General features: G+C 63.2%; 17 protein-coding genes. 1 reads left to right on the top strand and 16 read right to left on the bottom strand.

Features of this window, described 5'->3' with window-relative positions; genetic code table 11:
- Nucleotides 1-22: 22 nt before the first annotated feature.
- Together K226_RS0110955 and K226_RS0110950 are read right to left on the bottom strand one after the other, a co-directional pair.
- Complete coding sequence (locus K226_RS0110955; RefSeq protein WP_024814848.1) at nt 23-370, bottom strand: RnfH family protein; 348 nt, start codon at nt 368-370, stop codon at nt 23-25.
- The gene (locus tag K226_RS0110950; protein WP_024814847.1) at nt 363-803 is read right to left on the bottom strand and encodes a type II toxin-antitoxin system RatA family toxin; all 441 of its coding nucleotides are present in this window, start codon (nt 801-803) and stop codon (nt 363-365) included. Before K226_RS0110950 ends, K226_RS0110955 begins: the two co-directional genes overlap by 8 nt.
- A 132-nt stretch (nt 804-935) precedes the next feature.
- Between K226_RS0110950 and smpB the strand changes: the two genes are divergently transcribed.
- Complete coding sequence (gene smpB, locus K226_RS0110945) at nt 936-1,409, top strand: SsrA-binding protein SmpB (protein ID WP_024814846.1); 474 nt, start codon at nt 936-938, stop codon at nt 1,407-1,409.
- Nucleotides 1,410-1,666: 257 nt separating this feature from the next.
- Here the strand turns inward: smpB and K226_RS0110940 are convergent, their stop codons facing one another.
- The 14 genes from K226_RS0110940 to K226_RS0110875 all read right to left on the bottom strand — a co-directional run bounded on the left by K226_RS0110940 (nt 1,667) and on the right by K226_RS0110875 (nt 20,660).
- The gene (locus K226_RS0110940) at nt 1,667-2,782 is read right to left on the bottom strand and encodes an enoyl-CoA hydratase/isomerase family protein (protein WP_024814845.1); all 1,116 of its coding nucleotides are present in this window, start codon (nt 2,780-2,782) and stop codon (nt 1,667-1,669) included.
- Nucleotides 2,779-3,651 (bottom strand): DMT family transporter, encoded by an 873-nt coding sequence (locus K226_RS0110935; RefSeq protein ID WP_024814844.1) that lies wholly within the window; start codon nt 3,649-3,651, stop codon nt 2,779-2,781. The genes K226_RS0110940 and K226_RS0110935 overlap by 4 nt, the downstream gene beginning before the upstream one ends.
- 105 nt (nt 3,652-3,756) lie before the next feature.
- The gene (gene typA, locus K226_RS0110930; RefSeq protein WP_024814843.1) at nt 3,757-5,577 is read right to left on the bottom strand and encodes a translational GTPase TypA; all 1,821 of its coding nucleotides are present in this window, start codon (nt 5,575-5,577) and stop codon (nt 3,757-3,759) included.
- Nucleotides 5,574-6,566 (bottom strand): tRNA pseudouridine(55) synthase TruB, encoded by a 993-nt coding sequence (truB, locus tag K226_RS0110925; protein ID WP_024814842.1) that lies wholly within the window; start codon nt 6,564-6,566, stop codon nt 5,574-5,576. The genes typA and truB overlap by 4 nt, the downstream gene beginning before the upstream one ends.
- 2 nt (nt 6,567-6,568) lie before the next feature.
- Nucleotides 6,569-6,940 (bottom strand): 30S ribosome-binding factor RbfA, encoded by a 372-nt coding sequence (gene rbfA / locus K226_RS0110920; protein WP_024814841.1) that lies wholly within the window; start codon nt 6,938-6,940, stop codon nt 6,569-6,571.
- A gap of 2 nt (nt 6,941-6,942) precedes the next feature.
- A complete protein-coding gene (gene infB / locus K226_RS0110915; protein ID WP_024814840.1) occupies nt 6,943-9,804 on the bottom strand; it encodes a translation initiation factor IF-2 in 2,862 nt (953 codons plus the stop codon).
- A gap of 23 nt (nt 9,805-9,827) precedes the next feature.
- Complete coding sequence (gene nusA, locus K226_RS0110910; protein ID WP_024814839.1) at nt 9,828-11,312, bottom strand: transcription termination factor NusA; 1,485 nt, start codon at nt 11,310-11,312, stop codon at nt 9,828-9,830.
- 77 nt (nt 11,313-11,389) lie between these two features.
- Nucleotides 11,390-11,983 (bottom strand): ribosome maturation factor RimP, encoded by a 594-nt coding sequence (gene rimP, locus K226_RS0110905; RefSeq protein ID WP_024814838.1) that lies wholly within the window; start codon nt 11,981-11,983, stop codon nt 11,390-11,392.
- A 309-nt stretch (nt 11,984-12,292) separates the two neighbouring features.
- Nucleotides 12,293-15,742 (bottom strand): DEAD/DEAH box helicase, encoded by a 3,450-nt coding sequence (locus K226_RS0110900; RefSeq protein WP_035241006.1) that lies wholly within the window; start codon nt 15,740-15,742, stop codon nt 12,293-12,295.
- A gap of 167 nt (nt 15,743-15,909) precedes the next feature.
- The gene (locus K226_RS0110895; RefSeq protein ID WP_024814836.1) at nt 15,910-16,296 is read right to left on the bottom strand and encodes a thioredoxin family protein; all 387 of its coding nucleotides are present in this window, start codon (nt 16,294-16,296) and stop codon (nt 15,910-15,912) included.
- Between the two features lie 14 nt (nt 16,297-16,310).
- On the bottom strand, nt 16,311-17,603 hold the full coding sequence (locus tag K226_RS0110890; protein WP_024814835.1) for a cytochrome c: 1,293 nt from the start codon (nt 17,601-17,603) through the stop codon (nt 16,311-16,313).
- 10 nt (nt 17,604-17,613) lie between these two features.
- Nucleotides 17,614-18,384, bottom strand: coding sequence for a c-type cytochrome (locus K226_RS18900; RefSeq protein WP_024814834.1), 771 nt, complete (start codon nt 18,382-18,384; stop codon nt 17,614-17,616).
- Nucleotides 18,385-18,487: 103 nt separating this feature from the next.
- Complete coding sequence (locus K226_RS0110880; protein WP_024814833.1) at nt 18,488-19,024, bottom strand: flavin reductase family protein; 537 nt, start codon at nt 19,022-19,024, stop codon at nt 18,488-18,490.
- A gap of 163 nt (nt 19,025-19,187) precedes the next feature.
- The gene (locus K226_RS0110875; RefSeq protein ID WP_024814832.1) at nt 19,188-20,660 is read right to left on the bottom strand and encodes an RNB domain-containing ribonuclease; all 1,473 of its coding nucleotides are present in this window, start codon (nt 20,658-20,660) and stop codon (nt 19,188-19,190) included.
- Nucleotides 20,661-20,665 lie beyond the last annotated feature (5 nt).

Here is a 20,665-nt window from a genome sequence, read left to right as displayed (position 1 = left end):
CGCCATCCGGCTGGAGCGCCCTTCAGTAGCCCGATTTACCGCCGGGGCGCTGCCGGGCAAACAGGCCGGTGGTGCGAGCGCCTTGGCGCGCAAAGCGTTCGCGGCGGGCCACCTTGGGGTCGACTTTCAGGGCCCGATACACCTCAACCCGGTCTCCCTGCGCAAGGCTGCTATTCATAGCCACCTGGCGCCCCCATACGCCTACAGCGTCACCCTTTCCATCTTCAGGCGGCTGCAACCCAGCGTCGCAGGCCGTCAAGGCATCGGCCACCGTGGCCCCTTCAGGCAGTTGCAACGTGTACTCTGCAGTGCCGCCCGGCCGCACACAGATCACCACTGTGATGTGAAGCAGCTGCCCGCCGTCAACCATAGACCTGCTCCGCGCGCTTAACAAACGCGTCCACCATGCTGGCGGCAATGCGGTCAAAAACAGGGCCAACCAAAGCCGCCAGCGCCGCGCTGTCAAACCCGTAGTTCAGCAACAGTTCGACCTTGCAGGCGCGCTGGCTGCCATCTGCAACGGGGTGAAAATGCCAATCCCCCTCCAGCTGTGAAAACGGCCCCTTGACCAGGTGCATCTGCACCCGCCGACCCGCCTCATGGATGTTGCGGGTGACGAACGTCTGCCGCAATCCCGCAATCGAGATGCCCACCTCGGCGGTCATGCCGGCATCGTTGCGCTCCAACACGGCCGATCGGTCGCACCAGGGCAGAAACTCGGGATATTGCTCAACCCCCGTCACGAGGGCAAACATTTCTTCGGGGGTGTACCAGATGAGGACGGATTTGTGGACGGTTTTCATGCAGACGCAGCTTTGGCACGACTGGCACATTGAATCGGCCAGGGCACCCAGAGGAAATTAGAATCACTCTTGCGAGACCCAACCATTGTAGGGAGGCCTTTTATCTCCCGGTTTGCGCCGCATCTACATCTCATGGCCAAAAAACCCGATCCCACGTCCCGCATTGCCGACAACAAGAAGGCGGCCTTCAACTACTTCTTCGAAGAGCGCCACGAGGCCGGCATGGTGCTGTATGGCTGGGAAGTCAAAGCGCTGCGCGAGGGCAAAGTCCAGCTGACCGATGGGTATGTGCTCATCCGCGAGGGTGAACTGTATCTGCTCGGTTGCCTGATCAACCCCCTCAAAACCGCGTCCACCCACGTCAACCCCGAGGCAGCGCGGACCAAGAAACTGCTGCTCAAAAAGGACGACATCAAACACCTGATCGTCAAGGTGGAGCAAAAAGGCTACACCCTGGTGCCGCTGAACCTGCACTGGAAGAACGGCTATGTGAAATGCGAGATAGCGCTAGCCAAGGGCAAGGCCGAGCATGACAAACGCGACACCATCAAGGACCGTGAAGGCAAGCGCGAGGTCGAGCGGGCGATGAAAAGCCGCAACCGGTGAGCATCCCCATGTGGAGCTGCGCGCCGCTCCCCTTCTATTGCAAAGCTGCGCTTTGCGGGAAGAGGGACGCCACCCGTGCAGCGGGGCGGCACCTGCACGGCGGCTTGGGTGTGTGAACAGCGCCCTGGTCAAGCGCCACCGGCAGGGGAAGCACTCTTTTCAGATGTCGCACTGCCCTTGAAGGGCACAGAGGGTAACCATCGTCTTCGACCCTGCATTGCGCGCTGACGTGCTGGAAGCGCTGGTGGGGCCTTTGATCAACACAAATGGGCCAGCGGGTGCGCGTGCGCCGGCCAGGGGCTGACGAAGAACGGTGCCACCATCTCGGGTGTCACGTCTTCAATGCGCGCGGGGTTCCACTTTGGCGCATGGTCCTTGTCCACGGCGAGGGCACGGATGCCTTCCACCGTCTCGCTCTGGCCGGCGCGCAAAAAAAAGCAGTGACGCACCATGTCGCGCTCCATGCGCAAATCGTCGGCCAGGCCCATGCTGCGGGCGCGGCGCACCTGCTCCAGCACCACATGCAGCATCAGCGGCGAGCGCTTGCGCAGCGTGGCAGCCGTGGCACGGGCCCAGTCGGTATCGGCCGCTTCGAGCTGGCCCACGATCTCGCGCACGGAGGTCAACGAGAAATATTGATCAATAGTGCCTCTAGCGCTTGATGCACTTGCGCTAACAGCTATTAATTTAGAAGCAACATAGTCCTTCACCGCTGCGCCATCGGCAAAGTGCCCCGATCCCAGGTTCTCCCACACCATGGCCTGCTGCTCCACGGGCAGGCAGCCATCGGCCAGACCAAACGCTACCGCATCGCCAGCACCGATGGTGTCGCCCGTCAAAGCCAGCCACTCACCGACACGGCCAGGGCAGCGGCTCAGAAAGTAGCCACCACCCACGTCAGGGAACAGGCCGATCGCCGTCTCGGGCATAGCCATCTTGGTGCGCTCGGTCACCACGCGCAGGGCCGCGCCCTGGCTGATGCCCATGCCGCCACCCATGACGATGCCGTCCATGAACGCGATGTAGGGCTTGCCGTAGTTGTGGATCAGGTGATTGAGCGCGTATTCCTCGGTGAAGAAGTCTTCGAGCAGCGGATTGCCCTGGCTGCCTGCCTGGTGCAGAAAGCGGATGTCACCGCCCGCGCAAAAGGCCCCGAACGGACCTTCCTTGTTGCTGCCACGAATCGCCACGGCCAGCACCCGTGCATCGTCTTTCCAGGCGAGCAGGATGCCCATGAGGTCCCGCACCATGCCCAGAGACAGCGCATTGAGCGCCCTGGGGCGATTCAAGGTAATGAAACCCACCTGACCTCGCACCTCGCTGAGCACTTCGCTCGGCACCTCGCCCGGCACTTGCACTTTCATCTCCGTCATTTTTGTTCCTTCCAACCTAAAAATTCGTTAAGTACCAACGCACCAATCACCAGCAGGCCACCAGTCAACACGGCCGGGCCCGGGCGCTCGCCCGCGCCACCCCATGCGAGCAAAATGCCAAAGATAACCTCCAGCAGACCCAGCAAAGCCATTTCTGGGGCCTTGAGCACACGCCCGCAGCGTACCGCCAGAACGCACGGAATGGCCAGCTGAAACAGTCCCAGCAACGCCAGCAGCAGGATATCGTGGCCCGTCGCCTGCAGCGGCAACGCCAATGGCAAGGTGGCCAGCGCTGATAGCACGGCACCCACCAGGACAGCCGGCACCAGATCCACCGCATGGCCGTGCTGCTGCGAGGATTGCACCACGGTCCAGTTTGCGGCAGCGGCCACCGGAATGCACAGGGCCACCAGCGTGCCCGCCAGCGGCAAGCCAGCCATCTGGGAGCCATACATCCACGCCATGCCCGCGCCGGCAATTCCAATGGCAATCCATGTACGCGGGGCAACCCGGTGTCCGATGAAGATGCGCGCAAAGAGGGCCGTAAGCAATGGACCAGCCGCCATGGTGACCAGCACATTGGCCACCGGCATGAGCATCATGGCCAGCATGAAGGTGGTAAACATCACGCTCCAGCACAAGCCAGAGAGCCAGAGGGCGCTACCACCGCGGCGCATGGCCGAAAACACGCCACGGCCCTGAAAGACAGGCAGCATCACCAGCAGCGAAGCGACGGTGAAAAAGCTGCGCCAGAAGGTCACTTCAAAGCTGCGCGCATGCTCAAGATGGCGCGTCACCACCCCGGCAATGGACCACAGCAACGTAACGACCAGCATCAATGCGACGGCGCGGGAATGCGTGAGTTTCATGGGAGGGAGTCGACAAAAATCGCTTCAGACGGCAAAAGGGCCACTGCACTGCAGTGGCCCTGATGGACGCAGCCAGGAGCGGTTCAAAAGCCCCTGGAGCCGGGATCAGCGACCAGCACGCTTGCGATCGCTTTCCTTGAGGTGGCGCTTACGGATGCGGATGGACTTGGGCGTGATCTCGACCAACTCGTCGTCCTCAATGAACTCCACGGCGTATTCCAGCGTGGCATCGATGGGCGGCGTGATCTTGATCGCATCTTCCTTGCCGGACACGCGGAAGTTGGTCAGCTGCTTGGTGCGCGTGGCATTCACCACCAGGTCGTTGTCACGGCTGTGGATGCCCACAATCATGCCTTCATACACGGGGTCGTTCGCCTTCACGAACATGCGGCCACGGTCATCGAGCTTGCCCAGGGCGTAGGTAAAGATTTCACCGTCGTCCATCGAGATCAGCACGCCGTTCTTGCGGCCGCCAATTTCACCCTTGTGCGGCTCGTAGCTATCGAAAATGTTGGCAATGAGACCAGAGCCACGGGTCAGGTTCAGGAACTCGTTGGTGAAACCGATCAGGCCCCGCGCTGGAATGCGGTATTCCAGGCGCACACGGCCACGACCGTCCGGCTCCATGTTGACCAGCTCGCCCTTGCGCTCACCCAGTGCCTGCATCACGCCGCCCTGGTGGGCTTCCTCGATGTCAGCAGTCACCAGCTCGATAGGCTCACACTTCTCGCCATTGATTTCCCGGAACACCACGCGTGGCTTGGAAACCGCCAGTTCATAGCCTTCACGGCGCATGTTTTCCAGCAGGATGGTCAGGTGCAGTTCGCCCCGGCCCATCACTTCGAAAATGCCTTCTTCGTCGGTTTCCTTCACGCGCAGGGCCACGTTGTGTTGCAGCTCCTTTTGCAGACGGTCCCAGATCTGGCGGCTGGTCACATACTTGCCTTCGCGACCCGCCAGCGGGCTGGTGTTCACGCAGAAGTTCATGGTCAGAGTGGGCTCGTCCACCTTGAGCATGGGCAGCGGTGCGGGGTTCAGCGGGTCGGTGATGGTCACGCCGATGCCGACGTCAGCAATGCCGTTGATCAGCACAATTTCGCCCGGGCCAGCTTCGGTAGCCTGCACACGGTCCAACCCCTGGAATGTCAGCACCTGGTTGACACGGCCCTTGATGCTCTTGCCATCGGGGCCCTCCATGACCAGCACGTCCATCATGGGCTTGATGGTGCCCTGGCTGATGCGACCCACGCCAATGCGGCCCACAAAAGTGGAGAAGTCGAGTGCGGATATCTGCAGCTGCAGCGGTGCAGCGGGATCACCCTTCTGTGCGGGCACATGCTTGAGCACCGTGTTGAAAAGGGCCGACATGTCGGGGCCCCACTGCTCACCCGGAGCGCCCTCTTCCAGCGAAGACCAGCCGTTGATACCCGAGGCATACACCACGGGGAAGTCGAGCTGCTCATCGGTGGCGCCCAGCTTGTCGAACAGGTCAAAGGCGGCATTCACCACCTTGTCGGGGTTGGCGCCGGGCTTGTCCACCTTGTTCACCACCACGATGGGCTTGAGGCCGAGGGCCAGCGCCTTCTTGGTCACGAAACGCGTCTGGGGCATGGGGCCTTCCTGCGCATCGATCAGCAGCACCACACCGTCCACCATGGACAGCGCACGTTCCACTTCACCGCCGAAGTCCGCGTGGCCGGGGGTGTCCACGATGTTGATGTGGGTGCCTTCCCAGCTTACGGCGCAGTTCTTGGCCAGAATCGTGATGCCACGCTCTTTTTCAATCGCGTTGTTGTCCATCACGGTGTCAACCACCTTTTCGTGGTCGGCAAAAGTGCCGGACTGGCGCAGCAACTGGTCGACCATGGTGGTTTTGCCATGGTCAACGTGGGCAATGATGGCGATGTTGCGGATTTGTTTAGTCATAGTTTTTCCAATGTGCCGCTGGCTTGTAGGTGCGGCGTGCCTTCCAAAATTTGTTGAATTTCCAGCGGACTCAGCAGCCTGTCGGGCACCAGTTCACCGTCCTTGATATGGCCAACGCCCAGCAAGGCCACAGGTGCCTCGCTGAAAACCGCCACGGCCTCGGCATCGGGCCAGTGCCCCCTGCGCCGCAACCCCGAAAGGAATCGAGCGGTATTGTCGCTGTCCAGCGTGACACGCGTGTGTTGCGCCAGCAACGATTCGGGCGCTTGCAGGCTGGCAAGGCGTTCGGCCTCGGGCATGGCTTCGAGCTGCGCCAGAGTGACGCAGCGCTCTACACCAAGTCCACCTGTGTCGATGCGGCGCAAGAACGTCAGGTGTGCCCCGCAGCCCAGTGCAGCGCCGATGTCTTCACCCAGGGTACGGATGTAGGTGCCTTTGCTGCAAGTAACTATTATTTTTATAGCTACCTGCGCTTTATCCGTATGGTCTAGAGTCAGCTTCAATGCATGAATGACTACATCCCGCGCATCACGCTCTACAGTGACCCCCGCGCGAGCGTACTCGTACAGCGCCTTGCCGTCCTTCTTGAGCGCGCTGTGCATGGGAGGCACCTGGCGGATGGGGCCGGAGAACTGCAATTGCACGGCCGCCAAGCGCTCAGGGGTGAGCTGGGCCGGGTCCACATCGCAGCGCTGCACCACATCACCCTCGGCATCGCCGGTGGTTGTGGTCGTGCCCAGGACTGCAATGGCTTCATAGGTTTTGGCAGCATCGAGCTGCAGCTGACTGAACTTCGTGGCAGCCCCAAAACATAGGGGCAGCACGCCAGTGGCCAGCGGATCGAGCGTGCCGGTATGGCCCGCTTTTTCGGCGCGCAAAAGCCACTTCGCCTTCTGCAAGGCGTCATTGCTCGAAAGGCCGAGCGGTTTGTCGAGCAGCAACACCCCATGCACAGGGCGCCGCTGCACCCTGGTGCGTGGCGCGTTCATGGCTAGTCTTCTTTGGCGCGCGAGGAAACAGCCTTGGCGATCAGGGCGTTCATGTCGGCCGCACGCTCGGAGGTGCGGTCAAACACAAAATGCAGCGTAGGCACCGTGTGAATGTGCAAGCGCTTGAACAGGCCGTTGCGCAGAAACCCCGCAGCCTGGTTGAGCGCCGCCTGCGTTTCCACCGGATCGCCAATGAGCAGGCTGAAAAACACCTTGGCGTGCGCGTAGTCGGGAGTTACCTCCACACCCTGCAGCGTCACCATGCCCACGCGCGGGTCTTTCAACTCGCGCGCGATCAGTTCCGTCAGATCGCGCTGAATCTGATCGGCCACCTTGAAGGCGCGATTGGGGGTGGAAGACTTCTTGGCAGCCATGGTTACAGCGTCCGCGCGATTTCCTTGATATCAAAGAATTCGAGGTGATCACCTTCCTTGATGTCGTTGTAGTTCTTGAGCTTGATACCGCACTCAAAACCTTCCTTGACTTCCTTGACATCGTCCTTGAGGCGCTTGATCGAATCGACTTCGCCCGTGTAGACCACCACGTTGTCGCGCAGCAGGCGGAACCTGGCGTTGCGGTGAACCATACCGGAGGTGATGTAAGAACCGGCAATCGTGCCGATCTTGGTTGCCACGAACACGGTCCGGATTTCGGCCGTGCCAATGATTTCCTCGCGCTGCTCCGGAGCCAGCATGCCCGACATGGCCACGCGCAACTCGTCCACGGCGTCATAAATGATGCTGTAGTAGTGCAGATCGACACCGTTGCCTTCGGCCAGCTTGCGTGCACCGGCATCGGCGCGCACATTGAAGCCAATCACGATGGCCTTGGAGGCAATCGCCAGGTTGATGTCCGACTCGCTGATGGCGCCCACTGCGGCGTAGACCAGTTGCACCTTGACCTCGTCGGTCGAGAGCTTGAGCAGCGACTGCGCCAGCGCTTCCTGCGAGCCCTGCACGTCGGCCTTGACGATGATGGGCAACATCTTCACTTCGCCCGCCGTCATGTCGGCAAACATGTTCTCCAGCTTGGCCGCTTGCTGACGCGCCAGCTTGGTATTGCGGAACTTGCCGGCACGGTAGGTCGCGACTTCGCGCGCACGGCGCTCATCGGTCAGCACCATGAAGTCGTCACCCGCCTGGGGCACTTCGGTCAGGCCTTGAATTTCGACTGGAATCGACGGTCCTGCCGTCTTGGCGGTCTTGCCGCTTTCATCCAGCATGGCGCGCACGCGGCCATAGGTCTGGCCAGCAAGCACCACGTCGCCCACCTTCAGCGTACCGGACTGCACCAGCACGGTCGCCACAGGGCCACGGCCCTTGTCCAGCTTGGCTTCGATCACCAGCCCCTTGGCCAGAGAATCGACGGGCGCCTTGAGTTCCAGCACTTCGGCTTGCAGCAGCACCTGCTCAAGCAACGTGTCGATGCCCATGCCGGTCTTGGAAGACACGGGCACGAAAGGCGAATCGCCACCGTATTCCTCGGGCACCACCTGTTCGACCACCAGTTCCTGCTTGACGCGCTCAAAGTTGGCGTCCGGCTTGTCCGCCTTGGTGATGGCCACGACGATAGGAACACCGGCCGCCTTGGCGTGCTTGATGGCTTCCTTGGTCTGTGGCATCACACCGTCATCGGCAGCCACCACCAGAATCACGATGTCAGTAGCCTGGGCACCACGGGCACGCATGGCCGTGAAGGCCTCGTGACCAGGGGTGTCGAGGAACGAGATCATGCCGCGCGGCGTCTCGACGTGGTAAGCACCAATGTGCTGCGTAATGCCACCGGCTTCGCCCGAAGCCACCTTGGCACGACGGATGTAGTCCAGCAGCGAGGTCTTGCCGTGATCGACGTGACCCATCACGGTCACGACCGGAGCGCGAGGCACAAGCACTACGTCTTGCTGCGCTGAATCCTCATCGGTGAAGGCTTCCGGATCGTCCAGTGCAGCCACGACTGCCTTATGACCCAGTTCTTCCACGATGATCATGGCAGTGTCCTGATCCAGCGGCTGGTTCATGGTGACCATCTGGCCCATCTTCATCAGCGCCTTGATGACCTCAGATGCCTTGATGGACATCTTGTGCGCCAGCTCAGCCACCGTGATGGTTTCAGGCACGTGCACTTCAAGGATGCGCGCCTCCACCGGAGCGGACTGCTGGTGGTGATCGTCACGGTGATCGCGGTTGTCGCCACGGCGGCCACGCGGGCCACCACGCCAGCTGTTGCGACCGACACCACCGCTGCTGTCGCCGCGGGTCTTGATTTCTTTTTTCTTGGCCGTGTCACCAGCCCAGCTGGAGGACAGCTTGGCCGACTTGACCTCCTTGCCAGCGGCGGCACCAGGCGCTGCAGGCGCACCCGGACGCGCGGCCACGCCGGTTCCGACTGCGGGCTTGTGCAGCGTGCCCTTTTTGGCGTCGGCCCCAGCCGCAGGCTTGGCCACCGGCTTGGGTTCTTCGGGCTTCTTGGCCACCATGACCGCCTTCTTGGGCGTGGCCATCATCGAGCGGATGGCTGCCGCCTCGGCTTCGGCCTTGCGGCGACGTGCGTCGAGGTCAGCAGCTCGGGCTGCATCTTCATCAGAGCGGGCCTTGGATTCGGCTGCGGCCTTTTCGCGGGCTTCCACCTGTGCGGCATTGCGCGCGACGGCTTCAGCAGCCTGTTCACGCGTAGCTTCTTCCTTCACGGCCGAGGCTTGTGCCTTCTTGCTGGCCTCTTGGGCGGCATAGGCGGCGGCGCGCTCTTCGGCTTCACGATCGCGCTGCTCGCGGGCTTCGCGCTCGGCCCGTTTTTCGGCCAGCTCGGTCTCCTGGCGGCGAATCAGCTCTGCCTGGCGGCGGGCTTCTTCCTCGCGGCGGGCCAGTTCGATGTCCTCGCTGGAAACAGAGGCTTCTTCCACCACGGGTTCTCTGGATTCGGCAGCAGCCTCAACGCCTTCATCGCGCTGGATAAAGGTGCGCTTCTTGCGCACTTCCACCTGGATGGTGCGCGCCTTGCCCGTGGCATCGGCTTGCTTGATTTCGCTGGTGGACTTCTTCACCAGCGTGATCTTCTTGCGATCGGCCGAAGCCGTACCGTGGCTGGCCTGCAGGTAGGCCAGCAGCTTTTGCTTGTCCGACTCGGTGAGGGCATCGGACGTGGCAGCCTTGGACACGCCCGCAGCTTTGAGCTGGTCGAGCAGGGTTTCAGGCGATTTTTTGAGTTCGGTTGCAAACTCGGCGACAGTATTACTGGACATATTTGGTTCGTGCCTCCCTGACCTTACTCTTGCCCTGCGAACCAGTGTTCGCGCGCCTTCATGATCAGGGCTTTGGCATCTTCTGCGGACTGTCCGGTCAGGTCGGTCAGTTCATCAATGGCCAGATCGGCCAGGTCGTCACGCGTATGCACACCGTTTTCTGCCAGCTTGGCAATCAGTTCGGGTGTGAGGCCTTCGAGGTCGCGCAGATCTTGCGAAACTTCTCCAACGCTTTCCTCGCGGGCGATTTCCATGGTGAGCAGCACATCCTTGGCGCGGGCACGCAGCTCGTTCACGGTATCTTCATCGAAGCTTTCGATTTCCAGCATTTCCTGCAGCGGCACATAGGCCACTTCTTCCAGGCTGTTGAAACCTTCAGCGATCAGGATGTCGGCGATTTCCTCGTCCACATCCAGCTTTTCCATGAACAGTCGACGGGCCGTATCAGACTCGTTGGCCTGTTTCTGGGCCGATTCGGCGGCGTCCATGATGTTGATCTTCCAGCCGGTCAGGTCGGACGCCAGGCGCACATTCTGGCCGCCGCGACCAATGGCGATAGCGAGGTTTTCCTCATCCACCACCACGTCCATGGCGTGCTTTTCCTCGTCCACCACGATGGACGACACGTTGGCCGGGGCCAGCGCACCAATAACGAACTGCGCCGGGTCTTCGGACCACAGCACGATGTCCACGCGCTCGCCAGCGAGTTCATTGGTGACCCCGTTCACACGGGTGCCGCGCACACCGACGCAGGTACCGATCGGATCCACGCGCTTGTCGTGGCTCAGCACGGCAATCTTGGCGCGCGACCCAGGGTCACGGGCGCAGCTCTTGATCTCCAGCAGACCTTGTTCGATCTCGGGCACTTCCTGGCGAAACAGCTCGATCATGAACTCAGGGGCCGAACGCGACAGGATGATGGGTGCGCCGCGCAGCGTCAGGTCCACTTCCATGATCATGGCGCGAACGCGGTCGCCGCTGCGAAGGTTTTCCTTGGGGATCATCTCGCTGCGGCGCAGGCGGCCTTCCACGCGACCGGATTCGACAATGATGTCGCCCTTGTCCATGCGCTTGACGGTGCCGGTAAAGATGCGTTCGCCGCGCGACATGAAGTCGTTGAGCAGCATTTCGCGCTCGGCGTCACGGATCTTCTGCAGGATGACCTGCTTGGCAGCCATGGCGCCGATACGGCCGATAGGGACCGATTCAACGCTCTCTTCGATGTATTCCCCGACTTCGATGTCCGCGATGCGCTCCTTGGCGTCCATCAGCAGCTCTTCGGCTTCGGGGTTCTGCAGACCTGCTTCGTCAGGCACTACCAGCCAGCGACGGAAAGTCTCATAGTTGCCGCTGTCGCGATCGACGGACACGCGGATGTCCACCTCGCCCTGGTACAGCTTTTTGGTAGCCTGGGCCAAGGCCGACTCCACGGCGCCCAAGACCACATCGCGCTCAACGTTCTTCTCGCGCGAAATGGCCTCAACCAACATCAACAATTCGCGATTCATGCGACGACTCTCCTGTTTCTATCACCCGCAGGCGGCAGCTGCCAACAGCACCAACCCACTCCAAACCATCCAGTGACTCAGTCTGGCACTTGACCAGCCTTCGCCCCCCGCCCCTTGAAATCCACAATGGGCGCCAACCGGGCGTCCCTTAGCTCATCAAGCGTAAACCCCAGCGCCTGCAAGGGGGCTGGTACGCGTTTCTTGCTTATTTTCTGACCAGGCTTGCCTGCGGGCTCATCGCTCCAGACGATCTGCCATCCACCCGATTCGGCCCGCTCCAGCGTGCCACGAAATTTCTTGCGGGTGGCGTTGACCTGACCCACCGCCGCAGCGCCGATAGGCGCTTTCAGCGTGAGATCAACAACCGAACCTTCAAAACGGACAAAGTCCTGCTCGTGGCGCAAGGGGCGATCAATGCCCGGCGACGAGACTTCCAGACGCTTGTATTCAACCCCATCCACTTCCAGCGCAAACTGCAGCTGGCGGGTGACTTTTTCACAGTCTTCCACGGTGACAAACCGATCAACCGCGGGCTCGGGCGCATCGACGGCAGGCTGCACCCATGGCAAGTCGATGGTGACGCGCAGCAGGCCACCCGGAGACCGTTCGATCTCCACCAGGTCGTAACCGAGACCGGTCACAATTTGTTCAACGACTTGCTGTAATGCCACGTGTTCCGTTCAATCCCGAAAAAACAAAAAACCCGATAACCCCCGGAGACTCTTCCCCGACAGCTTCGAGCTCCAAAAGCATTCGACCAAAAAAAACGGGCGGTTGGTACCCGCCCGTTTGGTCGTGAGATTCACATTATAGCGCGTAAAGCATTGATTTGCAAAGACGAATTGTGCCCCTGCTGTTGCCTGAACGCCCCTTTGGGTACAAAACAACCGCCCATGCCGCATGCGGAGCCAAGCCCATGCGCTGCATCAGAATTTTTTTATCAAAACTGCCTGTAGTGCAAGCACATTCTTGATTCGCTGCTACGACAGTGATAGCGGTTTCAACAACTCGGCCAGATCACTTTCGGTAAACAACGGTTCCTTGCGCCCCGCGTTGGCGTCATACAGGCTGCTGGCCAACTGGGCTTTGCGCTCCTGCAGCGCCAGAATGCGCTCTTCAATCGTGCCCTGCGCCACCAGCTTGATCACCCACACGCTCTGGGTCTGGCCGATCCGGTGGGCGCGGTCGGTGGCCTGGGCCTCCACGGCGGGGTTCCACCACGGGTCGTAGTGGATGACTGTGTCGGCCTGGGGCAGATTCAGCCCCACCCCGCCGGCCTTGAGGCTGATCAAGAACAACGGCACCTGCCCACTCGTGAACTGCTCGATGATCGCGTCGCGCCGCTGGCTTTGCCCCGTGAGCTTGACCCAGGGCAACTTGCGCTTCTTCAGCTCAGCCTCGATCAGGGTGAGCATGCTGGTGAACTGCGAGAACAGCAAAATGCGCCGCCCCTCGGCCAACATCTCGGGCAGCAAGGTCATGAGCTGATCCAGCTTGGCCGAAGCGTTGATCTTTTTGGCGGCATCAAGCGGCACCAGCTGCGGGTGGCAGCACACCTGGCGCAACTTGAGCAGCGCATCGAGGATGGTGATCTGCGATTTGGACAGCCCCTTGGACTGCAGGGCTTCGCGCACGGTTTTTTCCATGCCCAGGCGAATGGTTTCGTACAGATCCGCCTGCGCGCCGGTCATTTCCACCGGCATCACGGTTTCGACCTTGGGCGGCAACTCGCTGGCAACCAGCGCCTTGGTACGCCGAAGCATGAACGGCGTGATGCGCGTGCGCAACTGCACCATGCGCGCGCTGTCGCCCAGTTTCTCAATGGGGGTGCGAAACATCTCCTTGAAACGCTGCTGGCTGCCCAGAAAGCCCGGCATCAAAAAGTGAAACAGGCTCCAGATCTCGCCCAAGTGGTTTTCCATGGGCGTGCCCGACAGGCACAGCCGGTGGCGCGCCTGCAGCTGGCCCACCACCTGCGCGGCGTGTGTGCTGGCGTTCTTGATGTTTTGCGCCTCGTCGAGCACCACCAGGTGCCATTCGTGCGCCAGCCAGCGCTCGCGATCGCGTTGCAGCAGTGAATACGGAGCGATGACCAGATCGTGCTCGGCCACCGAGTCGGCTACCTCATGGCGGCCCGCACCGTGCAGCACCAGGCTGCGCAGGCCCGGGCAAAACCGCGCGGCCTCGCGCTGCCAGTTGCCCATCAGGCTCACGGGCGCAATGACGAGCGCGGGGTGCGTGAGGCGGCCCGCGTCTTTTTCGACCTGGATATGCGCCAGGGTCTGCAGCGTCTTGCCCAGGCCCATGTCGTCGGCCAACACACCGGCCAAACCATGGGCGCTCAGAAACTGCAACCAGTTCAGGCCCTGCTGCTGATAGGGCCGCAGGGTCGCCTTGACAGTGGCGGGCAGCGGCACCTCGGGCAGCGCGCTGGCGCCGTGCAACTGGGCCACCATGGCGCGCAAAGCGGCTGCGCCTTCCCACACCGCGCCATCCCCTAGCGCGGCGCTGGTGCGCACGGCCTCCATGCGCGAAAGCTTCAGGCTGTCGCCATTGAAGTCGTGGGTGCGGTCGCCCACCAGATCGAGCAGGGCAGCCATCCACGGCCGAAGGGCATCGGTGGGCAGGCGCAGAAAACCGGGGCCCGTCTGCGAAGGCAGATAGACATGCGAGGGCAAGCGGGGCAGCCCGGTTTGGGGATCCTGCGGCTGTGCTGCGGCGGCGGCAATCAGGTCGGGCAGCCAGGGCAGGATGTTGTGGCGCACGCCATTGATCTCTATGCCCAGCGACAGTGCAAACCACGGGGACGTGGCTTCGTCATCTCCCTCGGGCTGCAGCGCCACGGCCAGCGCGTCGGCGTGGGTAATCCAGCCACCCAGCGAGGCATCGAGGGTGATTTCAAAACCTGCCTCGCGCAACACCCCAAAACCGTTGTCGGCCCAGTGCATCCAGTGGTTCTGCGAGCGCTCACCGGGAATGCCGAACAGCCCGTCGTCGGTGGCCAGCAGGCCCAGTTCCATCAGGCGCTCGATGGCCCCCAGCTCGGCTTGCGCATCGCGCTGCAACAGCACCTGATCGCCGTCGGCCACTGTCACCAGCACGCTGAGTTCCTGCCCAATCCACCAGCCCACATGGCCCTGGTAGTCAAACCGCAGTTGCGCGGTGATGAGGCCCAGGTTCGGCACGTCTTGCGCCGGAACGGGCGCAAGGTGCAGGCGAGCCACGGGCTGGACACCCTGCACCCGCGTGAGCGCACCCAGCACCGGCGGCAACGGCAGCACGCCGCCCAAACGACTGGCAACCTCGGCCTGGTGCCTTTGCAGCGCCGTGGCGCTCAACGCGGGCGCCTTGAGCAACAGGGCCAGCTGCGCAGCACTGAGGCCATCGGCCTCGACCGTGCCACAGACGCCGTTGACGGCATCCAGATACAGCGGCGGGCTGTTGCTGCACAGCGTGGCCGATGTACCGGGCAGGCTGGCGCGCAAGGCCCAGGTGCTTTCGCCACCGGCGGCTGGCGGGGCCTCGCTCCATGTCCAGTGGATGGGAAGGGGGTCACCCCAGCGCAGCGCAGCCCCCACCGTGGAGCCTCCCGCATCCGCAAACAGGCTGCCGGTGCTGGCTGCCTGCTGCAGCGCCATCACCCCCACCGCGCCTTCCAGCACCGCCACCGGCCCGGCGCTGTAGGCCGAGTAATAGCCCATGCCTCGCGGCATGGCGCGCAGCAGCTGCAAAACCTGGCGATCGGCATCACTCGCGCGGTCAAACACGGCCTGCCCCGGGCCGGGCTGGGTGCGAATCTGTTTGGGTTTGGCCCAGCCGCCAGTCACCTTGGGGTAAGACACCACGGCCTCCAGCTGCATTTGCTGCGCACTGGCGCGCGGCAGCCCGACGGTGGAGACCAGGTACAGGTATTGCTCGGGCCGGTTGGGTCTGGAGCCTGACGCCGCCACAACCGGCGGGGCCGACAGACCTGCAGCGCGGTCCCAGTCCTGCAGCCAGTGCACCAGCCGCGCGTCGGCCTCGGCGCGTGCCACAGCCTCCCTGCGCTCGTGCAGCGCCTTCAGGGCATGAGCGGCTGGGGCAGGCATGGGCTCTTGCGCGGTGTTGTGCGCTTGGGCCGGGTTCTGGTGCGCAGCCTGCAGGGTCAGTGCCACTGCGTGCTTGCAATCCCCGCCCACGGGGCAGCTGCAGTCACCCGACCATAGCGTGAGCTGCCCATTGAGCGCAACGACCAGCTCTACCGACACCTCATAGGGCTCGGGCAGACTGCCTTGCACCTCGCCTTCGATGTGCCAGCAACCATTGCCCTCGGCTTCGATGTCGGTGCGCACCACGCCCGCCCTGCGGAAAAGATCCATGCCACGCGACCAGGCCCCCTTGTCACATTGGGCCTGCAACGAATTGATGTGAAACCAGGGAAAGCGTGACATAGGGAAAATATTAACAAAATATGCCTCTAGCGCTTTACTGGTAAGCGCTAGAAGCTATTAAAAAAGGAGCAACTCAACCCGATGGCAACGCAGCATCCAGAGCATCCTCTGCCCGCAACCCGGCATTGAAGTGCCCCTGCAGGTCGGCCAAGGCTGCAATGCGGCAGCTACGCACTGCGCGCCGCGCGCACCCGCTCAAACACTGCCTGCGCTTCACCGCCCGCCCCACCACCGTGCGGGGCGGCCTGCAGGCTGGCCAGCAGCCTCGCCAGCACGGGCGCCTGCGGCAGCAGCGGCCCCAGAAAGCGCGCCGTCGTGCCATCGGCAATCAGCAAGGTGGGAAAAGTTTCCACATCCAGGTCACCGGCCAGGCCTGCATCGTCTTCAATGTCCACCCACACAAAGCGCATCTGGGGGTGCGCCCTGGCCAGCTCGTCAAACAGCGGCCGATAGTCGCGACAGGTGCCGCACCAGTTGGCGCACAGGCACACCGCCCACCAGCCGCTGCCAGGGGCCACAAGGGGTGAATCGGGCAACGTGGCCGGGCTGTGCATCGGGGGGCTCTCCTTCAAGACCCGCGCCGCTCCCGGGCACGGTAAACGCCGATGGTACCCACTGCGGGTGCGTGGTTGCCCCAGGCGTTGCGCACAAAGGTGCTGACGGCCGCCACATCGTCGTCGCCCAGCACCTGCATGAAGGGCGGCATGCCGTGCGGGCGCGGGTTGCCCGCCGTGGCTGGCAGGTAGCCGCCCTGCAGCACCACACGCACCAGATTGGTGGGGTCTTGCAGCACCACGGCACGGTTGCCCGCCAGGGCCGGGAACGCGCCGGGCTTGCCCTCGCCGCTGTCGCCATGGCATTGCGCGCAGTGTTGCTCATACACCTTGGCGCCACGCTCCAGTGTGGTGGCCGAGGGCTTCCCCACTTCCGTGGTGGTGATGGCCTGCTGCGGCAGCGCGCGCAGATACACGGCTATCGCCTGGGCGTCGGCATCGCTCAGGTACTGCGTGCTTCGAAAAACCACCTCGGCCATGGGCCCGGTCACCGAGCCCTGGGGCGCCACACCGGTTTTCAGCAAGGCCACGACGTCCTCTACCGGCCACTGTGCCACGCCTGCCTCGGCGGCGGCATTGAGGGCCGGGGCATACCAGTTCTGCATGGGAATCAGCCCCCCACTGAAGGCCTGCGAATGGCTGCTGGCGCCCAGCGCGTTGCGTGGCGTGTGGCAGGCGGCGCAATGGCCCAGGCCGTTCACCAGATAGGCGCCCCGGTTCCATTGCTCCGACTGGTTGGGCTCGGCCGGTGGTGCGCCAGGCGCAAAAAACAGCGCCCGCCACACCCCCAGTGCCGCCTGCGTGTTGTAGGGAAAGCGCAGCGCATGCGGCCGGTTGGCCTGCGCCACGGCGGGCAGGCTTTGCAGATAGGCGTAGATGGCGTCCGAATCCTCGCGAGTCACCTGCGTGTAGTTGGGGTAGGGAAACGCCGGGTACAGCAGGCGCCCGTTCTTCGAGCGGCCGTTGTGCAGCGCACGCCAGAACTCTGCAGCCGTCCAGTTGCCAATGCCTGTCGCCTTGTCGGGTGTGAGGTTGGAGGAGTGGATAACGCCAAACGGCGTATCGATGCCGCGCCCGCCCGCATAGGGCGCGCCGCCCTGCACGGTGTGGCAGGCCATGCAGTTGCCCGCGCGGGCCAGGTATTCGCCGCGCGTCACCAGTTCGGGCGCGGCGGGCAGGGCCTGCGACATGGGCAGCGAATCGGCCGGCAGGGCCTCCTCGCCGCGCAGGTTGAGTGCCGCCACCACGGCAGTGCCCAGGGCCAACAAGGCCACGGTGAAGAAAAGGGTCCAGAGGATGCGTTTCATGCCAACTCCCTTAACGCGTTGCCGCATCCACAACCGGCACACCCTCGACGCCGCCACAGCGCACAGGCATGGCGCCGGCCAGCCGGTCAGCCGGCTTGCCGGTCCCGGGCACCGGTTGGGCCGCCAGCCAGGCCGATACCGCACTCACCTCCTCGGGTGAAAGCTGGCGCGCAATATCGGCCATGCAATCGGGTGCCTGCGCGCGGCGCTGACCCGTCTTCCAGGCGCCGAGCTGGCTATTGAGGTAGTCGCGCGGCAGACCCAGCAGGCCTGGAATCGACGGGTTCAAACCCGTCATCGACTGACCGTGGCATTGCACGCAGGCGGGCAACTGGCGCGCTGCATCGCCCTGCTGCACGAGCAAACGCCCCCGCTCCAGCACCTGCGGCGCCGCCTGCGCAGCCGGTGGTGGCGCATAGGGCACCTGCAGCCCGGCAAAGTGGGTGGCAATTTCGCGCAGATAGTCGTCTGTGAGGTGCTCGATGAGGTAGCCCATCTGCGGGTAACTGCGCCGCCCCTCCCGAAAATTGACCAGCTGGTTGAACAGGTAACCCGCCGGCTTGCCCGCGAGGCGCGGGAAAAATCCCTCTTGCGTGGCGCGGCCTTCCTTGCCGTGGCAGGCGGTGCAGGCCAGCACGCGCGGCCCCATGGCGCTGTCCACATTGGCGGTGGCCCCAGAAGCAGCCACGGCCGGCATGGCCGCCAGTGCACAGGCACCCAGGACAGTCGGCCACAGCAACGACAACACATAACGCAGGGGGCGGTGCAGGCAATTCGTCATGGGCAGATTCTGGCCGGAACACGATGGACTTGTGCAGGCGTGCGGCTTTGCAAGACCGCTGAATGCACCGGGCTGGCCAAGTTGTCCAAGCGCCCGGCGCCAGTCACTTCATCTTTGACGGCAGGCGAATCGTGTCGCCCGCCACCATGAACGCGCCCCAGCCCCGGTGGTGCAGCGTGCGCGGGTCCTTGCACTCCGGATCGGTCCAGGCCTTGACGACCTCCAGCACAAAGAAGTTGTAGCGGTTGACAAACCGCGTATCGACCACCTTGCACTCCAGGTTGGCATGGCACTCGGCAATCAGCGGCGCGCCCACCACCGAAGCGGGCGCTGGCGTCAGGCCAAACGCCGTGAACTTGTCCACGCTGCGGCCCGAGCTGTTGCCGCAGTCGACCACTTTTTGCGCCAACTCCAGGGTGGGGATGTTCAACACGCATTCGCGCGTGGCTTTGAGCGCCGTGAAGCTGAAATCGCGGCTGCTGACCACGCAGCCCACCAGCGGTGGCTCGAACTCCATCATGGTGTGCCACGACATCGCCATGGCGTTGATGCGGCCCTTGTGCGCCGTGCTCAGCAGCAGCGCCGGACCCGGTTCGAGCAGCCCGTAAACCTTGGACAGAGGAAACGATCGCTTGGCCATGGTGAAACCTCCTGCCGGGTGAGATTGACGGCGGCGCGAGCCGGGCTGGCGGAGAAATCATACGGGTTTGCATTCAACCGGATCACAAGGCGAGGAGCCGAAGACAGTGCTGTCGCACGGCAAGGCGACCCAACGACGGTAGCCGCTTGAAGGCAAAACCGTATCAGTGCGACTGCTCGAAATCGATGAAACCGCGCTCCACATTGGTGCTGACCAGTTTCACCCGGATCTTCGCCCCTACGTCCAGGTTGAAATCACCCGACACCAGCAGGCCCTCGGCCGGCGGCGTGAAGATGCGCACCCAGGTGGCGCTTTCGGTGCGACCGGTGACGATGGCGTCAAACTGCTTGCCGATCAGCCCCTGCATGAACAGCGCCGCCTCGGACTTGCGCACGCTGCGCTCCACCTTTTGCGCCGCGTCTTCCTGGTGGGTGCAATGCTCGGCCAGAGTGGCCAGCTCGGCCATGCCATAGGGCGCACGCTCGCCCGACAGCAGGGCCTTGACCATGCGCAGGCTGACGAGATCAGGGTAACGGCGGTTGGGCGCGGTGGAATGCGTGTAGTCGCGCACGGCTAGGCCAAAGTGGCCGATGGGCTCGCCCCGGGCATGCTCCACCACATATTCGCCCGAGCCCATCAGCTTGATGATGACCAGCGACAGGTCGGGAAAGCGCAGCGGATCGGCCTTGCGCTGGCGCGCCAGAAAGCCCTCCAGCGCACGCGAATCGGGCTCTTTGGGCAGTGCCTCGCCGTATTTGCTGGCCACTTCCACGATACGCAGCCAGCGTTCGGGCGAGCGCACCACCCGCCGCAAGGCGCTGCCGCCATGCTGCGCCAGAAACTGCGCCGTGCAGGTGTTGGTGGCAATCATGAATTCTTCAATCAGCTGGCGCGCGCGGTTTTGCTCCTGCTGGCGGATGTCCACCACACGGTCGCCGTCGAACACGGCGCGCGGCTGAAAGGTCTCCAGGTCCAGCGAGCCGGCGGCGCGCCGGCGCGCACGCATGCGCTGGGCCACCGCGTCCTGGGTGCGCAACTGCTCGTCCATGCCGGGCACAGCGCGGGCGGCCTCGGGCAGGTCCCCTTCGCCTTCGATCCACGCGGCCACCGCGTCGTAGGCCAGCTTGGCGTGGTTGCGCACGCGGGCACGGTGCACCGTGGAATGGGTGACAACGCCTTCGGCATCCACCACCATTTCGGTCACGATGGCCAGCCGATCCTCGCCCGGATTCAGCGAGGTGAGGTCGGTGGACAGGCGCTCGGGCAGCATTGAAAACACCCGCGCCGAGGTGTAAACCGACGTGGTGTTGGTGTGCGCGTGCTGGTCGATGGCCGAGTTTTTCTTGACCAGGGCGTCCACATCGGCCACCGCCACAAAGATCTTCACCGCACCGTTGCCCATGGCACCGCATGCCGTCAACTGATCGAGGTCGAGCGAATCGTCGTTGTCGATCGAGCACCAGGGCAGCGCCGTGAGGTCGCGAATGCGCGGGTCGTCGTCCTGCCCGGCGGCATCGATGGTCTGCAGCTGCTGCAGGGCGCGCGGCGGAAACTCGGGCTCCAGGCCGCGCTCCTTCATGGCGTCAATGGCAATGCGCACCAGGTCGCCGCGGTGAAATGTGTGTTGTTTGTCCATGGCTC

The sequence above is a fragment of the Acidovorax sp. JHL-3 genome (assembly GCF_000526295.1).
In the GTDB taxonomy this organism is placed as follows: domain Bacteria; phylum Pseudomonadota; class Gammaproteobacteria; order Burkholderiales; family Burkholderiaceae_C; genus Acidovorax; species Acidovorax defluvii.
The sequence above is the reverse complement of the archived record's forward strand: the minus strand, read 5'-3'. Positions and strand labels throughout refer to the sequence as shown.

Bases quoted from the DNA above. Each gene is read 5' to 3' on its own strand.
- K226_RS0110955 (WP_024814848.1), bottom strand. From the start codon at position 370: ATGGTTGACGGCGGGCAGCTGCTTCACATCACAGTGGTGATCTGTGTG.
- K226_RS0110875 (WP_024814832.1), bottom strand. From the start codon at position 20,660: ATGGACAAACAACACACATTTCACCGCGGCGACCTGGTGCGCATTGCC.
- K226_RS0110900 (WP_035241006.1), bottom strand. From the start codon at position 15,742: ATGTCACGCTTTCCCTGGTTTCACATCAATTCGTTGCAGGCCCAATGT.
- smpB (WP_024814846.1), top strand. From the start codon at position 936: ATGGCCAAAAAACCCGATCCCACGTCCCGCATTGCCGACAACAAGAAG.
- K226_RS18900 (WP_024814834.1), bottom strand. From the start codon at position 18,384: ATGACGAATTGCCTGCACCGCCCCCTGCGTTATGTGTTGTCGTTGCTG.
- K226_RS0110950 (WP_024814847.1), bottom strand. From the start codon at position 803: ATGAAAACCGTCCACAAATCCGTCCTCATCTGGTACACCCCCGAAGAA.
- rbfA (WP_024814841.1), bottom strand. From the start codon at position 6,940: ATGGCTGCCAAGAAGTCTTCCACCCCCAATCGCGCCTTCAAGGTGGCC.
- nusA (WP_024814839.1), bottom strand. From the start codon at position 11,312: ATGAATCGCGAATTGTTGATGTTGGTTGAGGCCATTTCGCGCGAGAAG.
- infB (WP_024814840.1), bottom strand. From the start codon at position 9,804: ATGTCCAGTAATACTGTCGCCGAGTTTGCAACCGAACTCAAAAAATCG.
- typA (WP_024814843.1), bottom strand. From the start codon at position 5,577: ATGACTAAACAAATCCGCAACATCGCCATCATTGCCCACGTTGACCAT.
- K226_RS0110890 (WP_024814835.1), bottom strand. From the start codon at position 17,603: ATGAAACGCATCCTCTGGACCCTTTTCTTCACCGTGGCCTTGTTGGCC.
- truB (WP_024814842.1), bottom strand. From the start codon at position 6,566: ATGAACGCGCCACGCACCAGGGTGCAGCGGCGCCCTGTGCATGGGGTG.
- K226_RS0110935 (WP_024814844.1), bottom strand. From the start codon at position 3,651: ATGAAACTCACGCATTCCCGCGCCGTCGCATTGATGCTGGTCGTTACG.
- K226_RS0110895 (WP_024814836.1), bottom strand. From the start codon at position 16,296: ATGCACAGCCCGGCCACGTTGCCCGATTCACCCCTTGTGGCCCCTGGC.
- K226_RS0110880 (WP_024814833.1), bottom strand. From the start codon at position 19,024: ATGGCCAAGCGATCGTTTCCTCTGTCCAAGGTTTACGGGCTGCTCGAA.
- K226_RS0110940 (WP_024814845.1), bottom strand. From the start codon at position 2,782: ATGACGGAGATGAAAGTGCAAGTGCCGGGCGAGGTGCCGAGCGAAGTG.